Below are 17,463 nucleotides of genomic sequence, written 5' to 3' on the forward strand. Positions count from 1 at the left end.
CAGCATATGTGAGATGCTAACCTTACGTGATGTTTATGCATTAATATATTTTTTGGCATGTTTCTGAAATTCCTCAAGCGCTTTTTTTCAAAAAATAGCGATAAGAAGTATATACAGAATGCTTATGAAGTGGTTGGACAAATTAATGCTTTAGAGGAAAAATTTCAAAAAATGACCGATGCAGAAATGTTTGCATATGTTCCTACAATAAAGCAGAAAATTAGCAATGGTTGCGTCTTAAATGAAGTGTTACCGGAAACGTTCGCTCTCGTAAGAGAGGCAGGTGTACGTAGTATAGGAAAAAGACACTTTGATGTTCAACTTATAGGAGGAATGGTATTGCACGACGGAGATATAGCAGAAATGCCTACAGGTGAGGGAAAAACACTCGTTGCTACTCTTGCAGCTGTGTTAAATGCTTTACTAGAAAAAGGCGTTCATATTATTACTACAAATCCCTACTTAGCAGGAAGAGATTCAGAATCAATGGGGAAAATTTATAATTTCCTTGGATTATCGGTATCGTGCGTATTGAGTACTATGAGTAATACCGAGAAACGTGCTGCGTATAGAAGCGATATTATTTACGGTACTAATAGCGAATTTGGTTTTGATTACTTACGAGATCATCTGCATTATAAATTGATAGATATGGTGCAAGAACAGCATTATTACGCAATTATAGATGAAGCAGATAGTATATTGATAGATGAAGGACGTACTCCGTTAATCATTTCTGGCGCTAGTGCAACTGATACCGCAATTTATCAGAGAATAAATGATATCACCTCCCTCCTCACTGCTACAAATTATGAAGTAGATCATAAAAATAAATCTGTTCAGCTAACAGATGATGGCGCAGAAAATGTAGAAAGTATCATAATAAAACATAAGCTTATAGCTCAAGATAGTAAGCTTTACGATGCAGAGAATTTGCATATACTTCATCATATTGAACAAGCGCTAAAAGCTCAAAAACTCTTTAAAAGAGATGTAGATTACATTGTGAAGAATGGCACAGCGATGATTATTGATGAATTTACCGGTCGTGTTTTGCAAGGACGACGCTATTCAGATGGCCTGCATCAAGCAATAGAAGCTAAGGAAGGACTAGCAATACAGCCGGAAAATGAAATTATCGCATCAATTACACTGCAAAATTATTTTAGGATGTACGATAAAATCGCAGGAATGACAGGTACTGCGAAAACAGAAGAGCGCGAATTACAGGAAATATATTCTCTTAATGTACGTAAAATTCCACCAAATAAACCACTGATCAGAGTGGATGAAGAAGATGTGATCTTCAGAACAGAGAAGGAGAAGAATAAAGCGATTGTGAGTGAAATTATGAAAGCGCATTCGAAAGGACAGCCTGTGCTAATAGGTACGGTAAGCGTAGAAAAATCAGAACTGATCTCCAATTTACTTGAAAAAGAACATATTCCGCACAAAGTGCTAAATGCAAAACATGATGCGCAGGAAGCAGAGATTATTAGTGATGCAGGAAGAATAAAAGCAGTTACTGTTGCCACCAATATGGCCGGTAGAGGTACTGACATAGAGCTTGGCGGTAAAATGCCGTTAGAAGTTGAGGAATTTGATAAACATAATGAAGATGCGAATAAAGTGAAAGAACTAGGAGGATTACTAGTAATAGGTACTGAAAGACATGAGTCTAGAAGGATAGATCAACAGCTTAGAGGTAGAGCAGGACGGCAAGGCGATCCAGGGCGTAGTATATTCTTCTTATCATTAGAAGATGATTTAATGAAGCTTTTCGGATCTGCTAAATTATCGGTATTTTTGCAAAAATTAGGCATTCGGGAAAATGAAGCTATTACACATCCTTGGATCACGAAAGCTATACAAAGAGCGCAGCAAAAGGTAGAAATGCGCAATTTCGAATTAAGAAAGAACTTGATTCAATACGATGACGTTATTAATAAGCAAAGAAAAATAATATATGCAAAGCGATTAGAGTATCTCACTAGAGGAGATTTTCTAAATGATGATATCAATGCTACTATTGCTGCGTTTTTCCAAAAACTTGTAGAGCACTCGTATGATGAGAGTTGTGATGAATTTGATGTTGATAAAATTCAAACTCTTGTAAGTGAGTTGATAGGCAAGGAATATAAAATGTCGATACAAGATAACCGACATTCTAAAAGCCATTCTAAAAAAATTGCTGAAGGATTAGTGGATTTTACTAGTGATATCATAGTGAAATTGCGCGAAGAGAATGACGAATTTCTCACTACGATACAAAATACCCTACTTAGTATCCTTGATGCATTTTGGAGAGAGCATTTGAAGTTTTTAGAGTACTTGAGAATCGGTATCAATCTGCGATCATATGGCCAAAAGAATCCACTGCATGAATATAATATCGAGGCGTTCAATGCATTTCAGAAAATGAAAAATGACATAAACGACGCTATGGCAGAGAGAATATTTATGATTATTAGATATTATGAGAATAAAGATGCTGCGATGGAGGAGAAGCTAAAAACGAGTAATGTCGTAAATAGTGATAGCGGCATAAGACGTAATGCAGAATGCCCGTGTGGTAGCGGAAAACGATATAAACATTGCCACGGTAAGTATTAAAAAGAGAGATTGTATTACGCAAAATCATTAAACTTCTTAGCGTTTTATCGCGCAATTATTTGATTATAGAGGAGCTGAAGGAACGGGCTAGGTTGGAGTTGCTTCCCTGAGCGATATTGAAAAGAGAGATAGTACCTTCGTGTGTGCAGAGAGCGATATCTAATTTAGTAAGTTCTTGTTGTTGCTATAATGATACTTCAGATGAAAGAAAAAGAAAAAATAGGTACCGCCCTAGTTTTTTTACACACCTGATGGTACTATGAATATTCAAGATAGAAGTCTCAGTATATTTGACCCTGGAGACTTTTATCTTATTTTTAACCTTCATCATTTCTATTATGAAAGAAAAGATAAAGCAAATGCAACTTGCATTCCCCGATTACATAACTGAAAAGGGGATAACAAAAGGCATATACAAAGTATATAGAAGAGAAAGTAGAATAGCAAGCTCATTTCCGTGTAAAGACTCAAAATTACCACTTCGCACTAGAGCTATTGTTGATAGTGAAGTGAAAACTCTTGAGTGCGTTACTTCTCAAGAAGAGAATAACAACTCTCAGCGAGAAATTGGCGCCTTGCCTAACGATATCAATTTAAAAAAGGAATTTGTTGATTACAAGATGGAACTAGAAAAGGAATTTGTTGATCACAAGATGGAGCTAGAAAAGAAGTTTGATGATTATAAGATGAAACTAGAAAAGGAATTTATTGATTATAAGATGAAACTAGAAAAAAAATTTACTGCTAGGGTAGAGGTAAAAAGACCTAGTATTTACGATCTCGACGTTTCTATATTTACTGATCTGCCGTTTAACTATAAGGAACGTCAGATGTATTCTCAAGGCAAGAGATGATGAAGAAAGGAAGTGTAGCGAAAACGTAGTATATGAATTAAGTGGTACGTTTAAGGTATTTTCTACTAATACCATTTGTGACAGTGCGCTGAAAGATAGTGACTATACTGATCAGTGTTCTCATCAAATAAACGTACTACTTACGTTCAGAGCAATGTACTACGCTTGTGAATGCAAAGAACTACTTTGACGCGTGTATAGCAGTAGTGGAGAAGACTTACACATATCTTATCACCGCTGCTATTTTCGCGCGAAAGCATCTACAATCTCATTTAAAGCCATTGTCCTTGCGCCCTTCACAACAAGCACATCATCTTGGCGTAACACGTTATTCAACTCGTTTATTATCTCGTCATTAGTATGGAAAAGCCGAAAATTCTTCTTTTGTTCTATCGTAGACAATGCATCCTTCATGTGTTCTCCTACTAAAAACACCATATCTACACTGCTATCAGCAACGTACGTCAAAGCTCTAACATGTTCTTTGTGAGATAAGTTTCCAAGTTCTGCCATATCTCCAAGCACGGCGATCGTTCTACCATTCATCGCTTTCCCAAACATAATCGCTCTATCAATCATTGCCATAATGGCATTTGGAGGATTATTGTATGATTCATCTAATAATAAGAAGCGTTCCGTTTTTATATTGCAGAAAGTTGCAGCTCCTCGTCCTTGGAGTGCTTTAAATTCCTGAAAGATATCGCTGCATTCAAAAAGTATACTCTCATAATTGCTTATATCTAATACCTTACATACGGAGGAGATTGCACATAACGCCGCGATGCTGTTACTTACAATATGATTTCCTATATCACCTATTGTATACTTCATCGTATTACCACATACAACTGCTTCTACATCCGTAGAAAAAGCTTCTTTAGTGAAGTGAGAAGTGAAATTTCTAAGCCTATACTCTGTCCCTGCTCCACCGTAAAGAATGATCTCTCTTTCACTTTTTTTAAGAAAACTATAAACCTCATCAAAGTAATTAATATCCATATTCACTATACATAGGCATTTTTCATGAAAGACCTCGAGTTTTGCCTTATGAATCTCTTGAATTGTATTAAAAGATCCGACGTGCGCGCTGCTTACTGAGACTAGCATTGATATATCAGGCTTTGCCAATGTTACCATTTCCTTTATTTCGCCCTTTTCACTCATTCCAACTTCTAATATCAAGCATTTCAGATCTTTATCAACGTTACAGATAGTTTGCATTACTCCTATCATAGTATTTCTATTACCTTCATTTTCTGCAACGTGAGTACAAAGAACATCTTCATCGTAATATGCATTCGCTAAAACTTTTCTCAGACCGCTTACTATCATTTCCTTGATAGTAGTTTTTCCGTAACTTCCCGTAAGGCATAAGACTATTCCACTCATAGCATTCCGCTTATATTCAGCTATAACGTGAAATGCTTTTATCGTATTTTGCGTCACTATTACGAATGCCGAGTGCTCTCCTAAGGATTTGTATAGCTTGAGTGATTTTTTACTATTGATCATTACAACTTTAGCGCCTTTTGTAATTGCTTCACATGCAAAATCAGAACCATCATGCTTCCTACCTCGTAGTCCTATAAAGATAGTGTCTTTTCTTATGTCTTTGCTGGAGAATGAGAAGAAAGATAACGGTATATGGTCCGGCCGATACGGTAGCAGGCCGTCCTGCGACACTCTGAATACAGTGTATCTGACTTGCTGCTCATCCAGTATAAGCTGAATTGTTTTCAGAGAAAACATTGACATCTATTTTTTAATTGATGCGATTCTATCGTTGTTATGCGCTTATTGCAATCAAATGATTGGCGTAATTGAAATTTTCATTTAGCTTCGAGATCTATGCTTATCCTTCATACGATTATTTTTCCGTAACATTAAAAATGTCACCCAAAATCCTTCTTTATTCTTATGCATGAGTGCACTTATATACATTTTAGAAATATTACGTTTTATAATTAGATTCGTCCAAAATCCGTGAGGCTTTACAATGCCGACGATCTCCTTTTCATCATATTCGCGATCATCGTATATGATTTTTCCATCTTTCATTTTTTTAAGTGTGACATGTTGTTTTGTTTTACTCGATTCAGCAAAAATGTCTTCCTCATATGCTGCTGTTTGTTTTGCATTATATATAGACTTTCTCAATACGTAGAATAGCGTTGATATTACTACTGCAAAGACAATCACAAGCACCGATATATGTAGCAAATTATACGATGCACACCATTTTATTAAATTATAAAGCGTATTTTCTATAGAAGCAAATTACTCCGTCTATACAATGATAAAAAGTACTCTCGCATGCCAAAACAGGATTTTAGTAGACTTATGGATCTGAGTATATTACACTCCGTGCTGTAAGGTGTTTGTTTATAAGATAAGCAAGTGGATACTCAGAAAAAAAGAGAGATAGTTCAGCAGTACCGTTTAAGCGAGAACGATACTGGTTCTCCTGAGGTACAGTGTGCGCTATTTACTGCTAAGATACAGAGTATCATTGAGCATTTACATACAGCGAAGAAGGACTTTAGTAGCCGTAGAGGACTTGTAATGCTTGTTAATTCACGTAGAAGATTGTTGCAGTACTTAAAGAGAAAGTCCTCTATTCGCTATAGCGAACTGATTAAGAAGTTAGGTATACGTAAGTAATTGTAAATTATATTTTCTAAGTGCTGGAGGCTATGGTATGATCGCACACCGAAAATAAATAGATAAAAGATATTAAATGTTATCGGAACTTTCAAAGATTCCTTTCGTGTTGTGTGATGGAGATGTGCAACTTGAAATCGGAACATTAGCCGCGCAGTCGGATTCTTCTGTAGTAGTGAAGTATGGAAATACGACTGTACTTTGCGTAGTGGTCTATTCTCAGCTAGAAAAAGACATGGGATTCTTACCATTACAAGTAAATTATCAAGAAAAATTTTACGCTTCAGGGAAAATACCTGGTGGTTTTATAAAGCGTGAAACTAAACCGAGTGAAAGAGAGATTTTAATTGCCCGTAGATTAGATAGACAAATACGTCCGTTATTTGATTCAAGTTGCACGAAAACTGAAATTCAGATTTCATGCACTACGCTATCTTACGATCCGAAATTTGATCCTGAAGTCGCTGCATCTCTTGGAGTATCTGCCGCTTTATTACTTTCTGAGCTTCCATTTGGCGGTCCAGTTTGTATGGTAAAAGGTAAAATGTTTCAGAATGCAAGATCGGAAATCATTATAGCGTTCACTGAAACTTCAGTTGTAATGATTGAAGGAAAATTTCCAGAATGCAGTACAGACGATTTTATTTCTGCTTTAGAAAATGTCCGTACTGAATCAAATGTAAGTCAGTTCATTACCTTAATCAAAAATTTTGTACAAGAATACAAGATATATGAGGAAAAAAGCCGAAAACGAGATGTTAGCGTAAACTCTGACATAATTGAGGTGCATTCCGTGCTTATACATTCTCAACGAGTTGGTATGCAGGCAAGACTGGAGAAGCATATTGCGCTTTGCAATGAGTTGATGAAGGTGAATGATATTTCAAAATATCTAGAGCAAATATATAAATTATCGGATAAAAAAGCGCGCAAGAAGAATATGCTAATTTTGAAGAAATGCCTTATTCTTGAAATATGCAACTTATATTCTGGTCAGTTGACTGAAAAGTCTCTTTTTAAAAATGTCAGTAATGCTGTTAAGGCTGAATTCAATGCACTTTGGGAGGAAGGACTTCCTATAGAGGCAATTTCTCATTTCGTTGATAGATATGCTATTGAAGAAAGTTCTAGTATCATGAGAAGAAATTTGAAAAATCTCAGAACGAGATTAGACGGTAGAAAAACTGATGAAATAAGAACGCTTACTGCATTTCACTCGTATATTCCAAGTGCACATGGTTCCGCTTTATTTTCAAGAGGAGAAACTCAAGTACTTGCTGCAGTAACATTAGGAGGTAAGCAAGATGAGCAGCTTTCAGAAACGATAGTAGGAAGTAATAGAGAGAATCTTATGTTGCACTATAATTTTCCTAAATGGTCAGTTGGTGAGATATCTACAAGTCCTTCTCTAAGTAGAAGAGAAATAGGACACGGAAATTTGGCATTATCGGCAATTTCTAACGTTTTATCAAATATTGGAAATTTTGATTATACAATAAGAATAGTTGCTGATGTACTATCTTCCAATGGTTCATCTTCAATGGCTACTGTGTGTGCATCTTCCATTGCTTTAATGGATGCAGGAGTGCCAATCTCTAAGCATATTGCTGGTGTTGCAGTTGGCGTCGTGAAAATGGATGATGAATTGATTGTGCTATCTGATATAAGTGGCGATGAGGATCAATTAGGCGATATGGATTTAAAAATTACTGGCACTAAAGATGGCTTTACAGCAATTCAGATGGATATAAAAATTACCGGAGTACAATTTAGTGAGTTAAAAGTAGTACTTGATAAAGCTAAACTGTCTTTAGATAACATACTAGACTTTATGTATTCAGTAATAAGCGTGCCATCAACTTCTTCTAATAGCCCTCAGACGATTGTAGTGAAAATTCCAAAAGAAAAGATCAGAAATGTTATAGGGCAAGGTGGTTCTATGATAAAACACATATGTGCTACTTCAGGTGCCAAAGTTGATATAAAAGATACAGGTGAAGCAAAGATCCTTGGAAATGCAGATTCAATAGAAAAAGCACGACAAATGATCGTAGATATTACTAAAGATGTAGAAGTTAATCAGATATATGATGGCTTGATAGTAAAAGTTGTAGATTTCGGATGTTTTGTAAAATTACCTACTGGAATAGAAGGACTTTTGCATGTGAGTGAAATCCCTAAGGACGAAGCTGGTCTTTTCGTGGAAGGCTATAAGTTAAAAGTTAAAGTTATGAGAGTCGAAAATAATAGAATCTCTTTAACTGCGCTTATAGATCGCAAGAAAAATCATTCTAAAGATGAAGAACTTGAAACGGATAACAGTAGACAAAAAGCAAAACTTAGATATCGTAAAGAAAACGCATCTCAAGAAGCTGCAGATAATGAGAATGGAGACTCTAGCGGTAAGAAATGGAGATTTACGTAAGATCTTCTTTAACTGATCGGCAAGCTGCACTGAATTGATTTTTTATTGAAGATAGCTGCATTTTTTATGTCTAATAATTCAAAAAGAAGAAGAATTGTTCATAAAAAGCACTTTTTACGTCTTTTGGTGCGTTTGCTGATTAATAGGATTAATAATATCTCTCTATACGGTATTATATGGTACTTTCTATGTTTCTCTATCTCGTTTTTAGTTGCTGTAGTAGCAATAAGCTCGCTGCGATTTATGATCAATTTACCAAATTATGAGATTTTGGTTAATTATGAGCCCTCCTCCGTTACTAGAGTGTACGATGTAGAGGGAAACGTAATTGGAGAGCAAGCTATTGAATATAGAATACCTGTATCTTTTGACGATATACCGAAAGTTGTAATAGATGCTTTCTTAGCAGCAGAAGACAAAAGCTTTTTTGAGCACGATGGCATAGACTTTACTGGTATAATGAGAGCTTTGATACAAACAGTATTTAGAGTAGGTAAAGGCAAAACTCCTGTTGGAGGTTCAACAATTACTCAGCAGATTATAAAATCAATTCTTATCGGAAGTGAGCAAACAATCTCTAGAAAAGTAAAAGAGGCAATATTAGCTTATAAAATAAGCAGTATCATCGATAAAGATACTCTTATGGAGCTTTATTTAAATTACATTTTCCTTGGAAATAATTCATATGGTATAGTAGCAGCTGCACGTTCTTATTTTAATAAAAATCTTACTGAACTCTCATTGCAAGAAGCTGCCCTTCTCGCTGCATTACCGAAAGCACCTACTAAACTTAATCCATTTCATAATCAAGAATATGCGCTTACTAGAAGAAATTGGGTAATTCAACGAATGTATCGCGAAAACTTTATCACAAAAAGTCAAGCAACAGCAGCTATAAATACTCCTATTACACTAGTTTCTCCCTCGAAGAATAAAGCATCTAGTGCGATGTATTACTCGGAATATGGCAATCAAGTTTTAGAGGAAGCTAAAGTTGCGTATGGCACAGATACAATTAATGAATCAGGATTGGTAATATACTCTAATATGGAAGCTGATATACAGCGTGCATGTGTAGATGCGCTGAATAAAGGAATAGAAAAATATAGTGCAGAAAATGGTAAGTGGCTTAATATCATAGATCACATTTCCGATTATGATGAATCATCGCCTAAGCTTGAAAAAATAGCACTATTACGTAATTTACGAGCTAAATTTTTACGTGATGATGAAGTAGTACACGATGATAATGTAATTTCAATAGGGGTAATAGACGGAAAAACTAGTACTAATTTGTCGATATTAGCCTTGGATTCTACTGTTTTTACGATCAATTACAGCAAGGATCATAATGTCAAAGATACTTCATTTCGTATAGGAGACGTATTGCTGATATCGAAAGACCGAAAGAATGAGTATGCGCCATACAAAATACCACAGGTAAATGGCGCAATGGTAGTACTTGAAAGATTTACAGGTAAGGTATTAGCTTTTTCTGGAGGATACAAAAATCCTTTGCTACAACATGATTATTTTAATCGTGCATTTTTCGCCAAAAGACAGCCAGGCTCTTTGATGAAGACTCTCATATATTTGAGTGCGCTGAGAGAAGGATATACCCTTTCCTCTATTCTTTCAGATGAGCCAATTTCTCTTGATGCTGGTGATGGCACAGTGTGGAGTCCGAAAAATTGGGATAATAAATTTATAGGAGATATATCTCTATTAGATGCATTTGCGCTATCGAGAAATACTGTTACTGTGAAGTTACTAATGCAACTTGGATTGCCTAGAGTTGTAGCACTATGTAAGCAATTTGGACTATATGATAATGAGATAGACTATTCTCGTATAGGATATTCTTTTGCGCTTGGTACTTTAGAAACAACTCTACTTAAAATTACAAATGCATATAATATCATTGCAAGTCATGGATATAAGGTGTCTCCTCAGCTAATCAATGCAATATACGATAAAGCAGGAAACGTAATCCAACAGAATGAATATATCTCAACGAATGAATTATATACTCGTAGCATTTCAAATATCGCAGATAGTGATAGCAAAGACTATGAGCCACTTTATGATGCTTCTTTCCAGCAGGTCATAGAAAAAGATACCGCGTTACAAATGCTTACTTTGCTTCAATATGCGACAAAAGAGCGTTTTCAAAATAGTAAATTATCTAATGCAGGAGGTAAAACAGGCACTACCAATGAAAGCAAAGATGTATTCTTTATAGGCTGTGGAGATAGATATACCGTAGGAATATATATCGGATTTGATACGCCGAAAACACTAGGTAAGAATATTTACGGAAGAAATACAGCATTACCAATTTTTGTCGATTTTATGGAAAAAGTTTTGCCAAATGATACGTTATCACTTGGATACGAACCCTTTATTTTGCATTTTACTTCATGAAATTGTATAATGCTTGTACTTTTTATGCTATGAGTATGAGTAAAGATACCTGTAAAAAAGAACGCTTAGCACGGCAATTAAGAGAAAATTTAGTAAGAAGAAAAGAAGTAGTGCGTACGAAAAAAAGCGATGTAAATGGTATTCAAGGCACTAAGATCAAGCAAGGTGATAAAAAAGATGAGAACTGAATCAATTGAAGGAAGTGATAATAGAAAAGTTGTGCAATTGCACTACTCCTCTATATGTCCATTCTCAAGAATGGTGAGAATTGCACTATTAGAGCAAAAATATGAAGTGCATTTAGTAGAGGAGGCTTATGTGCACGATAATCATGAGATACTTGCAATTAATCCACTTGGAACTTTGCCTTTTATGGTATTTCAAGGAAATGTAGTGATAAAAAATTTGTGGAGTATAATAGATTATCTCATTAATACGAATGATGCATCGCGGCACACTGTGATGCCCTCCTTCTTTAAAAATTTCGAAAGAGCGGAAATACTGTTTAACGTTGAATGGTTTTGTACAAAATTTTTTAATGAAGTAACGCTTCCGATCATACAGCAGAAAATTATCAACTTTACCACTAGACGTGCGCCGCCTAATTCAACAAGCATAAGAAATGCTTTAAGAAATATGCACATACATATGGAATATCTTAAGTTATCTCTTGCAGAAAGTAATTACATTGAAAGTAGTATGCCTACGATTGCGGATTACAGTGCTGCAGCACAATTATCTATCTTGGATTATACTGGAGATATTATGTGGAATTCTATTAATAAGAGAATCAAAGGATGGTATTCATTAATAAAGTCTCGTTCTAGTTTTAGAGCGGTATTAAGAGATAGGATACTTTCTCTCTCTCCTCCATCTCATTATGAAGATCCTGATTTCTAATTTATTTTAAAAGAGAAATTGGAAAGATTTCTGTAATCTATGCAATTACAGCGAATTGATGTATGCTAATCACTGATCCATTGCAATTCTCTTATGAGTACCATAGACGTACTAACTGCAAAAGTTAGAATCTCCGATTACATTGGACAATTTGTTAAGCTAAGGGCTAGTAATAGAGCTGAAAAAGTTGGTCTTTGTCCATTTCATAATGAAAAAACTCCATCATTTAACGTCAATGACGAGAAAGCAGTTTTTTACTGCTTTGCTTGTGGCGCTGGAGGAAATATTATTACGTTTGCAAGTAAGTATCATAAAGTATCAGCAGGTGAAGCGGTAAAAATGCTAGCCAAACAGTATAATATACCACTTTCTACTACTCAATCAGCAACAAAATTCAATAACTTGTACGATATTCATGATACTATCACGAATTTCTATCATGAAAACTTACGAAAATCCAAAGTTGCACTAGAATATTTGAAAGAACGCGGCCTTAATGATGAGGTAATTGATAAATATAAGCTTGGCTATTCTTCTGGTGATATCGACGAATTACTAGATAGAGTGAAATCGCAAAATCTATCACAATACATAGATGATACAAAGATAATACATACATATAATGGAAAAAAAGTGGATTTTTTCAGCAAAAGGATAATCTTTCCGATTATGGATACAAGAGGTCGTACTATAGGATGGGGAGGACGCACGATGTCCACTTCTCATCAGCCTAAGTATCTCAATTCACGCGAGACCGAGCTTTTTAAAAAAAGTGATTCAATGTACGGTATGCATCATGCGCTACGTGCACTTGACGTAAAAGCATCTGACTTTTCAAGCAAGATCATTATCGTTGAAGGATATATGGATGTATTGAAGTTGGCAAGTAAGGGTATTTATACTGGTATTGCAGTGTTAGGTACTGCGATAAATGTGGAGCATGTAGTGAAAGTATGCAACATTACTAAAAGTTATCCAATAATATGTATGGATAACGATGAAGCAGGAAAAAAAGCAGCGCTAAGATTAGCTTATTCTCTAGTAAAAGTTATGTCAAAGGATGTGACTGCGGCCTTCTTCTCTGCAGGATTTGGAAAAGATTTAGATGAATTTTTACATACTAAAACTTCTTCAGAATTACTTACAGAGATAAATAGTAATACTGTTTCCGTGTTAGATCTAATTTTTGATGATATATGCAGTACAGTGCATGCACCGTCAAAACCTGAAAGATTTGCCATGATAGATAGTAAAATCGTGGAAGTTACTCAAAATATCTCTCAGCTTAATTTTAGAAAAGACTGTATTTATTATCTGAGGGAAAAGCTATGGCATTTAAAAAGAGAAAAGAAAAATACTGAGGATTTACCGAAAAGTACCATTATAAGTAATAAAATTCAGAAACCTTTCTTTCATGAAGCAATAGTCATGGATTTATTAGCATTTTTATCCCATAATTTGCACTATCTTAATGATGAAAGAGTGTTATCTGTACTAGAAGAATTACAGATAAGCGATGAAAAATTGCAGAAAATTAGTGAAGCAATGATAGCTTATGGAGAGCAGTATCAAAGCGTTTGCAATACTCATGAAATGAAAGAAGTTCATGCGCTTTTGACGGAAAGATTAAAACATCTTCGAGAATTTGATATAGATACTCTTCTTGGTTATTTTGCACCAAATGAATGGAGACAGAAAAAAGAAGAGTATGATAAAATTGACTCATCTCAGCCAATTTCAGATACTGTACTTGATATTGTAGAAGATTTTGTAGAATACAACTATAAACTGACCTTTAGCAATGCAAATAGTTATGCTAAAAATATAGCGATATTAAAGAAAAGAACTGATAAATTTTAACTATTAATACTTACTTAATCATCTATGCCAGGAACAAATAAAAAACTCTCAACGAAAAAAACTGAAAATTCGAAGAGTAGTAAGTCTACGCGTGCGAGAGTGCAAAATGAAAGAGATTTGGATTTCGATGATAAGCTTAAAAGTAAGATGCAGCATGGCATGGAGGAGAGTTATGAAACTGAGGAAAGAGATGAAGATGTACCTATTAGCATTACTAAGATCTATCCAGACGAGAGAGGAAAGAATCAAGATCATGTACGATATTATCTTACTAAAATTGCATCCACTGCTCTTCTTACAAGAGAAGATGAAACAGAGATCGCTAAGAGAATTGAACTTGCTACTGCAGAATATAGAAAGGCTTTATTGCGTCATCCATCATTTCTGAGAGCACTTTTACAGATGATAGAAGATATAAAAGTTGGTAGTGTACAAATCGCTAAAGTAGTCGATATAGAAAGTGTAGTAGCGTATCACTCTATGCAGGACGCGACAAAACCTCTCTCAATTGATGATGACTTAGATAATGAAGATGTTGTTGATTACCATCAAATAGGAGAGCAAGACTCTCAACTGCACAGCACGATATATCCAAAGATACTAGAGCAATTCGAAATGATGTACTCTCTTATTGATCAGGTTATAAATATGCAAAGACCTATATTACAAATGTTTCTTCAAGATAAGAAGATGAAGTTTGTTAAAAATCCGCAGTATGAAGAAGTAATTACGGAATTGTATAATATACTTTCCGAAGTGAAAATTACGGAAAGTACTATCAATAAGATGATGCGGAAAATACAAAGTACTAACGTAAAATTGCAGGAAATTGAGAAATTAATAGCAGATTCTTTTTCTCGCTATGTAGATTCTTTATCTCGTACAGAAGTGATGGAGTTTTACGAGAGCAATATGACAGGGCAAACGCTTTCCGTAATGTATACGAAGTTCAGTAATTTTATCGATTTGTTAGATGTCGATAGTAATACTAAGAATATCCTTAAGAGTGAAATACTGGATGTGGCAATAGAAAAGATTACTATGATCGCAGAAGAGTCTTTTCTCGATATTTGGTCATTTAAAAGAAGTCTCGTAGAGATAGAAAAGCTTTCTTGTACCGTAATAACGACAAAGAAAAGAATGATGGAAGCGAATCTTCGTTTGGTAGTATCAATATCTAAAAAGTATCTAAATAAAGGATTGAGCTTTTTGGATTTAGTACAAGAAGGTAATATAGGCTTAATGAAAGCTGTAGATAAGTACGAGTATCAAAGAGGATATAAGTTCTCTACGTATGCTACATGGTGGATTAGGCAAGCAATTACTAGAGCAATTGCCGATCAAGCACGTACAATAAGGATCCCGGTACATATGGCAGAAAGCATAAATAAAATAACTAGAGCGGCAAAAGAGATCTCTCATCGTAATAATCGTGAAGCAACATCTGAAGAAATAGCAGAGCATACTGGAATTTCAGTCAAAAAAGTAAGAGAAATTGTAAGAATTTCAAGAGACCCTTCAAGTTTGAATGCGCCTACTAATGACGAGCAAAATGAAACAGGTAATAATATAGAAGGAGAAGTTGGAGAAAGCCCTACTACCATTGCAGCAAAAGATTGGCTTGAATACTATACCACTGTTATACTTGTACTCAATCTTACAGCAAGAGAAGAAAGAGTAATCCGAGAGCGCTTTATTATGGAAATGACTTTAGAAGAAATTGGCTTAGTACTTGGTGTAACAAGAGAAAGAGTTCGTCAAATAGAAGGAAAGGCTCTAAGAAAAATGCAAAAAACAGATAATATGAATATATCTCGCCCAATAGGAAGTGAAGTATAGCGATTCTATAGTATAAAGCGTAAGTCAGTTATGAAAAAAATAATAAGTAAACTCTTTCACATTGAACGATTGCAAGCGAGTACGTATTTACCAAGTAAGAGAAGTTCTTATATGTTACAAGAAGAGGTATTTTAAAGATATATATAGAGAGGTGGTAAAAAAGTAGATATAAGCAACGTGAACTTATTCTCGAAATGCTAATTTGCTGAGAACATATGTATAATTATACAATTACGCTGTTTATCTATTTAGAAGAAAGTGCTTGAAAGTCCTTTCAATACTCGATGTTATACGTAAACAGGTTACTGGTGAATAGAAAAATCTTTGAGTAAAAAGAGTCTTATAATGAATTAGTGAATTAGCTAAGTATTCCTTTTTTATTATAAAGTAGCTAAAACTCTCTTCTCTGCAAAAGAAAGGTTATGAAGATATAGTAATTAATCTAGGAAGAATGCGAATTCTTCATACAGTTGAAAATTAGAAGTATCGCTAAAATGTGCACTTCTCTGCGATATCAGAGATTTCATCTTCATTATGGCTAAGATTATAGCAGCTATAGCTTATTGTAAAATTGCCGTTTTACTTCAGCATGGTAGTACAAAATACTCGAATTCACGCACTAAAATATGAACGATCTTCAGTAAAGTATGTGAGGAAGAATAGAAGGCTAAAAGAAGTGCCTCCGTCAATATATAGAGATCTCTCTGGGCACTATTTCATCAATAACAGCCTCAGCAATGAGTATCCAATCTACTCGTAGATATATGAGAGAAAAATTTACATCCTCCATTATATCCTTAACACTTCTCTATAATGCTAATATCTCTACGTACTAAATTTGAGAGGAGTAGTCTCTTAGTTTGATATAAGCAAAAGAGCGCATAAAACCGAGAAAAAATTCGTCGATCTCATGACGCTAGTATGCTTTTTACTTCAAAAAGAATTTATTTTATTTCTACAGTACAACCAGCAGTTTTTAGTGTATTTGCAAATCCTTCTGCTTCCTGCTTAGTTACATCGCTTCTAAGAACTTTCGCGCCTCCTGATGTAAGTTCATCAGCAATCGCCTTAGCTGCAACGAGACCATCAAGCGCACCGACTTCTTTAATTGCTTTCATTGCATCCATCCTCTTATTAGGATCTATTGCAGTAATAATCACATCAAAAGCTGTCTTTTCCTGCGCTTCTGCAGCAGGTGCCGCTGCACTAGCAGCAACCGCAACAGGCGCTGCAGCGGAAACTCCCCAAGCTTCCTCTAAATCTTTTACCAAAGTCGCGATTTCAGCAACAGACAATTCTGAAAGAGTCTTTATCAAATCGTTTTTCATAACGTTACTATGGAAATTACAATTAAAAGTCATGTATTAACGATAGTAACATACAACACGTTATGGCGAAAAGCTATTGAAAATTACACTAATCTCAGAGAAATCGCAGATTGTTATAAACAATTAAACGCTTTTTGAATTTTTAGCTAAATTCAGCATCACAGCATGTTTCACACTCTTTGCACTATGCATGTTTAAGTAATGCACTACAACGCTATCCTGCTCTTTGCCATACATTTGGATCATACCAAACCCTGGTATTGACACAGTTGCGTACGACATTACAGCGCCCATTATATTTCTACAGAAAGAATCCCATATCTTATATGCATCATTCTTAGTGATGTTATGCTCTCTCATAAGCGCTTCTACCACTTTTTGAGAATGCATTACATTTTCTATCTCTACGTTCATACAGAAAAAACTTTACTTATCTACGTTTATACGGACTATATATACACTATTTAGTGCAAAATACCAATATATCCGATAAAAAAAAGTACATCTAATATGTAGGAAATATAAAATTAAACTATCTTATTTGCCTGAAAAAGTAATA

The 17,463-nt window shown here is 35.0% G+C and carries 13 protein-coding genes; 9 read left to right on the forward strand and 4 right to left on the reverse strand.

The features are described from left to right. Nucleotides 1-57: 57 nt before the first annotated feature. Together secA and Fsol_RS01890 are read left to right on the forward strand one after the other, a co-directional pair. Nucleotides 58-2,613: a preprotein translocase subunit SecA gene (gene secA / locus Fsol_RS01885; protein WP_108673209.1), complete on the forward strand. Its 2,556-nt coding sequence runs from the start codon at nucleotides 58-60 to the stop codon at nucleotides 2,611-2,613. 338 nt (nucleotides 2,614-2,951) lie between these two features. Beyond that, nucleotides 2,952-3,467 carry a hypothetical protein gene (locus Fsol_RS01890; protein ID WP_108673210.1) on the forward strand — a complete coding sequence of 172 codons (516 nt, stop codon included), beginning with the start codon at nucleotides 2,952-2,954 and terminating at the stop codon, nucleotides 3,465-3,467. Nucleotides 3,468-3,707: 240 nt separating this feature from the next. Here the strand turns inward: Fsol_RS01890 and Fsol_RS01895 are convergent, their stop codons facing one another. Then, nucleotides 3,708-5,222, reverse strand: coding sequence for a UDP-N-acetylmuramoyl-tripeptide--D-alanyl-D-alanine ligase (locus Fsol_RS01895; protein WP_108673211.1), 1,515 nt, complete (start codon nucleotides 5,220-5,222; stop codon nucleotides 3,708-3,710). A 78-nt stretch (nucleotides 5,223-5,300) separates the two neighbouring features. Continuing rightward, nucleotides 5,301-5,672, reverse strand: a complete 372-nt coding sequence (locus tag Fsol_RS01900; protein WP_145958113.1) for a hypothetical protein — start codon at nucleotides 5,670-5,672, stop codon at nucleotides 5,301-5,303. Nucleotides 5,673-5,864: 192 nt separating this feature from the next. On the opposite strand from Fsol_RS01900, the gene rpsO reads away from it, so the two are divergent. The 7 genes from rpsO (at nucleotide 5,865) to Fsol_RS01935 (ending at nucleotide 15,576) form a co-directional block, all read left to right on the forward strand. Then, nucleotides 5,865-6,128, forward strand: coding sequence for a 30S ribosomal protein S15 (gene rpsO / locus Fsol_RS01905; RefSeq protein WP_108673213.1), 264 nt, complete (start codon nucleotides 5,865-5,867; stop codon nucleotides 6,126-6,128). Between the two features lie 76 nt (nucleotides 6,129-6,204). Beyond that, nucleotides 6,205-8,553, forward strand: a complete 2,349-nt coding sequence (locus Fsol_RS01910; RefSeq protein ID WP_108673214.1) for a polyribonucleotide nucleotidyltransferase — start codon at nucleotides 6,205-6,207, stop codon at nucleotides 8,551-8,553. Between the two features lie 66 nt (nucleotides 8,554-8,619). Next, complete coding sequence (locus tag Fsol_RS01915; RefSeq protein WP_108673215.1) at nucleotides 8,620-10,977, forward strand: penicillin-binding protein 1A; 2,358 nt, start codon at nucleotides 8,620-8,622, stop codon at nucleotides 10,975-10,977. Nucleotides 10,978-11,012: 35 nt separating this feature from the next. Further along, a complete protein-coding gene (locus Fsol_RS03780) occupies nucleotides 11,013-11,165 on the forward strand; it encodes a hypothetical protein (RefSeq protein WP_158521614.1) in 153 nt (50 codons plus the stop codon). Further along, entirely contained in the window at nucleotides 11,155-11,877 is a 723-nt protein-coding gene (locus tag Fsol_RS01925) for a glutathione S-transferase family protein (RefSeq protein WP_158521615.1), read from the forward strand. Before Fsol_RS03780 ends, Fsol_RS01925 begins: the two co-directional genes overlap by 11 nt. A gap of 93 nt (nucleotides 11,878-11,970) precedes the next feature. After that, nucleotides 11,971-13,737 (forward strand): DNA primase, encoded by a 1,767-nt coding sequence (dnaG, locus tag Fsol_RS01930; RefSeq protein WP_108673218.1) that lies wholly within the window; start codon nucleotides 11,971-11,973, stop codon nucleotides 13,735-13,737. Nucleotides 13,738-13,761: 24 nt separating this feature from the next. Beyond that, nucleotides 13,762-15,576: a sigma-70 family RNA polymerase sigma factor gene (locus Fsol_RS01935; protein ID WP_108673219.1), complete on the forward strand. Its 1,815-nt coding sequence runs from the start codon at nucleotides 13,762-13,764 to the stop codon at nucleotides 15,574-15,576. Nucleotides 15,577-16,520: 944 nt separating this feature from the next. Here Fsol_RS01935 and rplL read toward each other — a convergent pair. Together rplL and Fsol_RS01945 are read right to left on the reverse strand one after the other, a co-directional pair. After that, nucleotides 16,521-16,904 carry a 50S ribosomal protein L7/L12 gene (gene rplL / locus Fsol_RS01940; protein ID WP_108673558.1) on the reverse strand — a complete coding sequence of 128 codons (384 nt, stop codon included), beginning with the start codon at nucleotides 16,902-16,904 and terminating at the stop codon, nucleotides 16,521-16,523. A 123-nt stretch (nucleotides 16,905-17,027) separates the two neighbouring features. Beyond that, a complete protein-coding gene (locus Fsol_RS01945; RefSeq protein WP_108673220.1) occupies nucleotides 17,028-17,318 on the reverse strand; it encodes an HU family DNA-binding protein in 291 nt (96 codons plus the stop codon). Nucleotides 17,319-17,463 lie beyond the last annotated feature (145 nt).

This window comes from Candidatus Fokinia solitaria (assembly GCF_003072485.1).
Taxonomy (GTDB): Bacteria; Pseudomonadota; Alphaproteobacteria; order Rickettsiales; family Midichloriaceae; genus Fokinia; species Fokinia solitaria.